This is a genomic window from Carboxylicivirga agarovorans (genome assembly GCF_050589845.1).
GTDB lineage: Bacteria > Bacteroidota > Bacteroidia > Bacteroidales > Marinilabiliaceae > Carboxylicivirga > Carboxylicivirga agarovorans.
In genome coordinates this window covers 1-7381 of the sequence record NZ_JBNGPA010000068.1, presented here as the reverse complement: position 1 = coordinate 7381, position 7381 = coordinate 1, and the positions used below count along the sequence as shown (strand labels likewise).

At 35.1% G+C, this 7381-nt stretch carries 8 protein-coding genes; all 8 read right to left on the bottom strand.

The window, feature by feature from the left end; translation table 11 throughout:
* Positions 1–645: 645 nt before the first annotated feature.
* Complete coding sequence (locus tag ACRD69_RS25135; RefSeq protein ID WP_430817894.1) at positions 646–1467, bottom strand: hypothetical protein; 822 nt, start codon at positions 1465–1467, stop codon at positions 646–648.
* A gap of 49 nt (positions 1468–1516) precedes the next feature.
* A complete protein-coding gene (locus tag ACRD69_RS25130; protein WP_430817893.1) occupies positions 1517–2980 on the bottom strand; it encodes a nitrilase-related carbon-nitrogen hydrolase in 1464 nt (487 codons plus the stop codon).
* 47 nt (positions 2981–3027) lie between these two features.
* Positions 3028–3828 (bottom strand): hypothetical protein, encoded by an 801-nt coding sequence (locus ACRD69_RS25125; protein ID WP_430817892.1) that lies wholly within the window; start codon positions 3826–3828, stop codon positions 3028–3030.
* A gap of 19 nt (positions 3829–3847) precedes the next feature.
* Positions 3848–4372, bottom strand: a complete 525-nt coding sequence (locus ACRD69_RS25120) for a hypothetical protein (protein ID WP_430817891.1) — start codon at positions 4370–4372, stop codon at positions 3848–3850.
* Between the two features lie 47 nt (positions 4373–4419).
* Positions 4420–4713, bottom strand: coding sequence for a LytTR family DNA-binding domain-containing protein (locus ACRD69_RS25115; protein ID WP_430817890.1), 294 nt, complete (start codon positions 4711–4713; stop codon positions 4420–4422).
* A 255-nt stretch (positions 4714–4968) separates the two neighbouring features.
* Positions 4969–5190, bottom strand: a complete 222-nt coding sequence (locus ACRD69_RS25110) for an HTH domain-containing protein (RefSeq protein ID WP_430817889.1) — start codon at positions 5188–5190, stop codon at positions 4969–4971.
* An 87-nt stretch (positions 5191–5277) separates the two neighbouring features.
* Positions 5278–5415, bottom strand: coding sequence for a hypothetical protein (locus ACRD69_RS25105; RefSeq protein WP_430817888.1), 138 nt, complete (start codon positions 5413–5415; stop codon positions 5278–5280).
* A 654-nt stretch (positions 5416–6069) separates the two neighbouring features.
* Complete coding sequence (locus ACRD69_RS25100) at positions 6070–6939, bottom strand: hypothetical protein (protein ID WP_430817887.1); 870 nt, start codon at positions 6937–6939, stop codon at positions 6070–6072.
* Positions 6940–7381: the final 442 nt, after the last annotated feature.

Below are 7381 nucleotides of genomic sequence, written 5' to 3'. Positions count from 1 at the left end.
TTATTTGCTTGCTATGAGCATATTGAACAATAATAACAGTAAAGAGTAGCTTTTTGTAAGGAGGAGAGCTGATTTACATGATGCATAGATCTATACGTTTATAAAACTTCTTTTCGAACACTAAAAGACTTTGTCCCAAACCCTACTTCTGCTGAAATAGTTAAGAATATTCAATTCTTAACTATTCCGATCCCATTGCCGCAAAAAGAAAGGAAAAAAGTCTAGAGCAATAGAATCCTTCAGCCCGCATCAGCCTTCATTCCTGCCGGCCCACAACCACCTCAAGTGCGCCCTGAAGCTTTCTCGCTACCCTTGGCCCGGACTATTGCTCAGGCCAACGCACTTTTTATTTACAGCTCCAAAAAATATTACACACAGCTATTGGAGCGAAATTCTTTGCAGGCAAAACGGTAAACCGAGCGGCAATCTGTAATTTTTGAAAGACACTTGATAATCTGTGATAGTGATCCCCAAACCGTTAGCATGGTACTTCCCCTCTAGCTATGTGTAAAAGGGAAGTACCGTGCGTTGGGAAATGATAAACCCTTGGATACTTTTTTATAATTCTAACTATTTTGCTCAAACTCTTATTCTTTTGGGAGGAACAAGAGGAGCATACATTTCAAGGGTATGTTAAGCCCGGACTCAAAGTTTATTCTTACTACTGCTTTTAAATAGCATGGCAATTGAATCTCCAACTAAAACCAGTCTGTCATTACCAATTACAAAAACTGATAAGGATTCATTCGCCAGGCTATTGCTCACAGGCCTTGTAAAGTCTGTTTCATTCATTTCAGTTCCGGTGAGTTCAAGATCAATAAGACGATTGTGCAATGAGAACGTACCCTCCAGTTTGTTTACAGTTTGTACCTTACAAGAGCCATCACTTTTAAGCTCGAGGGTAACTGGTTCGCCAATAGATGCTTGTGAAGGTAGTTGAAGAACAAGATCATCCATGGTTATATAAGCTTCAAGGTACCATTGATCGGTAATTTCATTTAATTGAGGGTTTGGAAAGTGTAAATTATTCAGCATTTGAAGAGGATCAATGCGCATCAGGTTAACATCCTCGAAACCCGTTATACCATGATCAACAGCAATTAAACCTGGTATTACAAGCTGATTGTCATTATTATGGAAGGTTAATTCATGTACTGTTTCTTCTTTATCATCACCAACGTTCCATAAACGCGTTACTCTTATTTTATCGGCTTCGATCACTTCATAGCTGTAATAGCTAATACCATTGTCGGTATATTCAAGTAATTTACTATCACCCATGAAGGCAAAAGCATTGAAGTTTGTAGCTGAGGTATTCAGCCAAATTCCTTTTAGTTTGTTAAGGGTGGTTTCAATATCTTCCGGCTTTGGGTTATCGTTATTGTCATCATCATCACATGAGCTAATAAACAAGGTAAAACATAAAAGGGCGACCAGGGTTAAGGAGTTTAATAATTGTTTCTTCATTGTATTAATTATTTGGTTATTACAGGTTTTTGGAAAAGGTGGCATTTTTTTAGTCTATGAATTTTTTCCTGCCGTTATATAATAGTATTATTACTAAAAAGGAAATGGAAAGTATAGGTATGATATCTCCAAATCTTGTATAAAAAGTTTGTATATGGTTTAATTCAACATCTGCTTTTATTAGTTGAGTATCGTCAGATGGTTTTACTGTACTCAAAATTTCACCAGTTAATCCAATGATTGATGTATAACCTTTAGTTGATGACTTTACTATTGTTTTTCGCATCTCAATTGCACGAATCGTTGCTATTCCCAAATATTGATTTTTAGCAAAGGAATTGTCTTTTAAACCAGATTCTTTAGTCATCAATGTCAATAAACCAATATTTTCTCCAATTTGATTTGCTACATAATTACCGTATAGTATTTCATAACAAATTGCAACTCCTATATTTTCATTAGAATTACAATAATACTTCTGGCCACTTTGGGTATGATAATATTTTGATTGCCCTGTGAAAAATCGAATTAATTCAGGTATGTTCTCATCAAATGGAACAAACTTCTGTTTGTAAATAACATTATAGCCATTTTTGTTTATAACAATTCCAACATTATAATTTAACGGATGTCTCTCTATGTTTATATTCTTTTCCAAATCAGCCCCAATAATAATTGAAGAAAATGGATAAGGCCGGAGTGTCTTACTTAAAAAGAATAGCCTTATATCTTCACTTAAATCACATATATTTAATTTATTAGTTATAGCATTTTCGGGAAAAACAAGAATAGTTGAATCGTTTAAATCAATATCTCTTAGTATCATTTTTAATTCGTTTATATCATTTAAACTGTTGCTTTTATTATTCAAGTGTAAAGCACCAACATTTATTTTTTTTAAGGTTAAGTTTTTATACTTATTTAATAAGTTTTTGGATAATCCTACTGGAAATATAATTGAAATACAAACAATCATTAATGAGTATTGTCTCCCTTGTTTTGCAATTACATTGAAAAACATGCAATTCACTAGAAGTATCCATAACGTACCTCCAAAAACTCCGGTATATTCATAAAATTGAATAATCATGATAAGTGGGTGTAAAGTATTTCCGAGGATGACAAATGGAGGTAGAAAGTCGGTATGAATTATAGTATATTCAATTACTATCCATGCGGACATAAAGATAATTGAGCATATGTAATAGGGTATTCGATTTTTAAAGAATATGAAAAATGGGAAGAGAAATACAAATGCGTAAAAAATACAAACAGTAAAGAACTTAAAGACACCATATATGTCAATAAACCAATAGAAGAAAATTGCAAAAAATGCCAGATTCGAGAAGAAAAGAAATATTATCTTTTGAACTTTTTTATGCTGATTACATAAAATAAACTTAATAGTAGGGAATAAAAAAATGAAATAAAAAACAGGAGATATAAGCTTTCCTAATAATGAAATTAAAGAGATGATTGCAATGTAAATTATACTATTATAAACAATTCCCATAAGATTAAATCAGCTTATATTCTCCTGCACGATTATAATTCTATTTCCTATTTAATAAATCTCGCACCAAATTCAACAGCTGTATAAGCATATAATGAAAAAATATCATCCGATTCTGTTTCAGTAGCTGATGCAAATTTGTAATTACCTCTTGTAATCACTAATGATAAATATGCTCCTTCCGGCACATCTTTAAATAATGCATTTGTTAGAACATGCTTCCCGTTATCAACAACAATTTCTGTACGAACAAAATCCTTAGGATTAGTTATTTGAATTTCTTCTGAATTATTATAGGCTTCATAAATAAGAGTAAAAACTACTCCTTGATCATTTAAAGGATCTTCATTCCATTCAAATGTGGTACCTGGGGCAATTTTATCATTTTCAAAGTCTAACTCAGGATGAGTCAATAATAGTTTATAAGGCACATACATACTATCTATTACTGCATCAATACGATTTGATTTTAAAGATCCTGACTTACTGATGATAAATTCTACTTTACTTCCAAATAATTTATCAGCTGCATTTGATGACTTTAAACCATTCTTATCTGTATTGAAAACATCAATTCCACCAATTGAAGCAAAACTTTCAGTTGTATTTGTTGCTTTTAACTCTTCCTGATTTGTAAAACCGCCATTAACTTCAGCAAAATCACCAGTTTGCATCGCAACTGTTGTAGAATTGGTTAATGAAAAGACTCCGTCAGTCTTTTCCTCAAGGAATTTACTAAATGAAGCCGGATCTAATACTCCTTGTCCTTTTTCTTCGATAGGATTAACATCCTTTGTGCATGCACTTAATACTGCAAGACTAATAAATAAATAAAATGTTGTTTTCATCGTTATATCATATTGGTTATTAGTATAGTCCATTATATTTCAAACTTGCGAATAAGTTATTTCGAAAAGACATGTTTGTTCCCTTGTAATTGTATCTTACTCTTTTAGTTCCTATTTCAGTATAAATTGAGCATGATGATGGTTCGTAATAATCAATTGTAATTGTAAAGACCTTTTCACTTGGTACTTTAATTTCCATACTACTGCCAGATTTCCATCTATATGACTTACTATAACCTCCTGATGCAGTTACCTTAATTTGACAGTAATAATTGTTGATATCTGTTCTACTTAGACTATTTGAGCTATTAGAAGTTTGATACATATTATTGTATGGACGTTGTGCTCCTTCAAAAACAGGAGGTTGATTTAGCATGTTCGCATCAATAAAATGCAAAAAGACTTCACAATCTTTTTCTTTTGTTGTATAATAATCTGGAGGATATCCAATATCATTTGGTTCCTTTTTATTATTTCCTCCACCTCCAGAGAATGCACTTGCTGTAAGAAGTGCAACTGTAATTGTAACTAGAACTTTTCTCATAATTCATCAAAATTCATTTTATAAAATCAGTGCTACTTAGACGGAACTTATCGCCATTTATCAACGAGCGGGCATTCTCTAAAGTGCTTCCAGAATTTGCGCGACACTTTATGAATGCTCCCACCTTTAAGGATTATTATTCGGCCAGGTTTTATGTGGATAATGAACTTTGTATTGATCAACGTAAAGTCATTGATTTGCATAAACCCATCTTGTTTTAGCTCTTCTTTAATGCTTTGCCAAGGCATACGTAACAACATATGGGGCATTTTATCACCGATGCAATAGCAGTTTTGGACGTTTCCAAGTATGTAAATTGTATTGCTGGTATTGATTTGCATGCTGCTGCTTTATTTTTTAATACATTGCAGAGATATGAACTGGTCTAAGCGGTCTTACTTAAGCCATTGTATCAGTGATTATTCACCCATCTTATTTTCTGTGCTTCAAATAGGATCATTGGTGTTGAGCATTTCAGTTTAAATTATTTTTATCATCGTTCTCTGTAAACAATTACAGTTCGGTACATTCCAATATTTCTGGACTTTAAAAAAAGTGTCTTCAAGCATTGTATTATTTATAAAGCTTAGTGCGTATCAGCCGAAAAGAATAGTAAAAGGCTCTTCGTAATAATAGGAATTGCTTCTTCTTGAATACCTGATTTTGGCACCTCTGGCTTTTAATGTTTTTAAAAGCTCATAGAGCAAGCTTCGGCTGATATTTAGCTTACGCGCCAGGCAATCGGCTGAACCGGTAGTGCGCCTTTTAATAAGTAGGTCTAGTTGCTCAAACCTTTCAAGCTGCCTTATAAATGACATGATATGCAAATATTAAGACGGTTATAAAGTAAAAGAATAGGCTATCGCCAAAAACGTATAAGCTGTTTCTTATGCCAATTATATAATCTAAAATTCAAAGCCTTCTTTTAATTGTGTATTTGAGAGCACGGTTCTGGTATGATCATCTGCTTTGTTGATAGTGTATAATGCTGATAACACTGTACCGACAAACAATAATGGTATATAATGACTTAATTGTTTCATAACTGTCCTATTTAAGTTTAACAATTATTCATTACAAACATATGTGTTGTTTTTAAAACTTTTGGTGGTTGTTTTCCCCATATTCATATGGGCATTATTAGTAATTTTTGGTAGTAGTTTTTCCCATACGGTATGGGGATTATTGGTATTTATATGGGGAAAATAAGCAAAAGTGAACTATGTTAAATAGGGTGCATTTCGCTCGTAACGAACAGATATATAAGGGGTAGGGGATTATATTGAAGCGAAAAACAGGGCATTGATAAGCTCGGTATGCAGGTAAAGGAACAGGATGCTATTGTTGGTATGGGAATAATTGTTTAAGGGGTGTTTTCGGGGAAATTTTATAGCTGAATTTAGGATTGATTGGGGGCTTATTTTATTTCATCCATACCCGGATGGTTATCGGGGTAAAGCACAGCGACACCCTGGGATGACATCATGCCAATCCACCCGCTGCAACCGCGAATATGTTAATGCAGGAATTAGTTTGCAGCGGAATAGGTAGTTGTATAGTTAAGGGGATAGGATGTTTATTGGCAGCTTCAAATGATTCATCCACAAATTTACACAAATTGTATTCCTGCGGAATTGATTACCTGGCTGTAAATAATGGCCTGAAGGCCCGGCTAAAATGACTTGTTTATGGTTTGCTTACCACCTGCTTACAACTTTTGCCTCGGTTGCTGGGTTGGCATCATCCCTGGGGTCAATGGCGATGCCTGATTTGACCTTCACGAGGATTGGAATGCCTTGTTCTTTGAGGCAGAGATCAATGTTATTATCACTATCTTTTAAATCGGCCAATTGATAGGGGTGAACCACAATGGTATCATTACCCTGCACCAATGTAACTTCAAAGGCTTCCAGCTCATTGTCACCTAGCTCTTTGCCATTGACTGCCCTTACACCACCTGACCACACCAACCTGGTGACAACGGCGGTTTCTTCACGCGGACAGTCGCAACCTCTTCCTTTCTCAACGAACGGATAGTCTTCAGTAAAAGTGAAATGCTCTGCATAGCTTACCACCGGTCCTTCATCCAATGGGATTACATCAACCTGCTGTCCTTTGTAATTCTGACCGGAGCGACTCATCAGATCACCAACCACTTTGACCCTAACAGGCGGATTATCGGGATGATCACCATACTCTCCAACAAGAAGCACCGTTCGTAGTTCATAGGCCTCACTGGCGGGCTTTAAGGTGGCATCATCAGCTTTATAAACGCTACCATCGAAGGTAGTAATTTCAAAATCGCTGACATCGAGCGTTTCAGGGTCTATCTCCTGGGAGAAAACAAGTGGCATACCATCTTTTCCGGGTGCTTTAGGGGAAAGCAGGTAAGTTAAGAGGGGCAAGTCACTGTCCCTGCCAAAAAAGGCTGTGAGTAGTCGGGCCTCTCTGTCCTGGTCTATTTCAGGAACTGAATTAGATACTACAGGAGTCAATTTACAGCTACTGCTTATTGCAATAACGCTTACTAAAAGTATAGCAAAGTATATGGTAGGTATTCGTCTCATAGCCAATGTTTAAGTGGTTTGTTATAGTTATAACTAGCAGGTGGTTGTATTGTTCAGGTTTTTATCCTGATAATGATTGACAGCTTTTAATATTTTATCCACAAATTTGCACAAATTGTATTCCTGCGGAATAGATTACAAGCTGTAAATAGCAGGCCGTAAGTCTGCCATATTTAATAGCCCAGGGTAAAGCGCACGAGTGTTCGAAAAGATTCAAACATTCACATATATAGTGTTTTGCAAGCTGTAAATCAGCTCTCCTCCTGGCAAGGAGGAGTACCTCGACGAAGGAGAGGGGAGGTGGTTTTAAGTCTACTTTATAAATTAGTTTTCAACAATATAAGAAAGATATGAAAAGTAACCGGCCAGAAATGATTTATAGGAGAAAACTATTGAGAAACAGAGCAACTCCAGCGGAATGTGAACTTTGGAATTACCTTAA

What these genes read in the sequence shown, in the direction of transcription:
- ACRD69_RS25100 (WP_430817887.1), bottom strand. Translation starts at nt 6,939, where the DNA reads ATGAGACGAATACCTACCATATACTTTGCTATACTTTTAGTAAGCGTT.
- ACRD69_RS25130 (WP_430817893.1), bottom strand. Translation starts at nt 2,980, where the DNA reads ATGGGAATTGTTTATAATAGTATAATTTACATTGCAATCATCTCTTTA.
- ACRD69_RS25115 (WP_430817890.1), bottom strand. Translation starts at nt 4,713, where the DNA reads ATGCAAATCAATACCAGCAATACAATTTACATACTTGGAAACGTCCAA.
- ACRD69_RS25125 (WP_430817892.1), bottom strand. Translation starts at nt 3,828, where the DNA reads ATGAAAACAACATTTTATTTATTTATTAGTCTTGCAGTATTAAGTGCA.
- ACRD69_RS25110 (WP_430817889.1), bottom strand. Translation starts at nt 5,190, where the DNA reads ATGTCATTTATAAGGCAGCTTGAAAGGTTTGAGCAACTAGACCTACTT.
- ACRD69_RS25135 (WP_430817894.1), bottom strand. Translation starts at nt 1,467, where the DNA reads ATGAAGAAACAATTATTAAACTCCTTAACCCTGGTCGCCCTTTTATGT.
- ACRD69_RS25105 (WP_430817888.1), bottom strand. Translation starts at nt 5,415, where the DNA reads ATGAAACAATTAAGTCATTATATACCATTATTGTTTGTCGGTACAGTG.
- ACRD69_RS25120 (WP_430817891.1), bottom strand. Translation starts at nt 4,372, where the DNA reads ATGAGAAAAGTTCTAGTTACAATTACAGTTGCACTTCTTACAGCAAGT.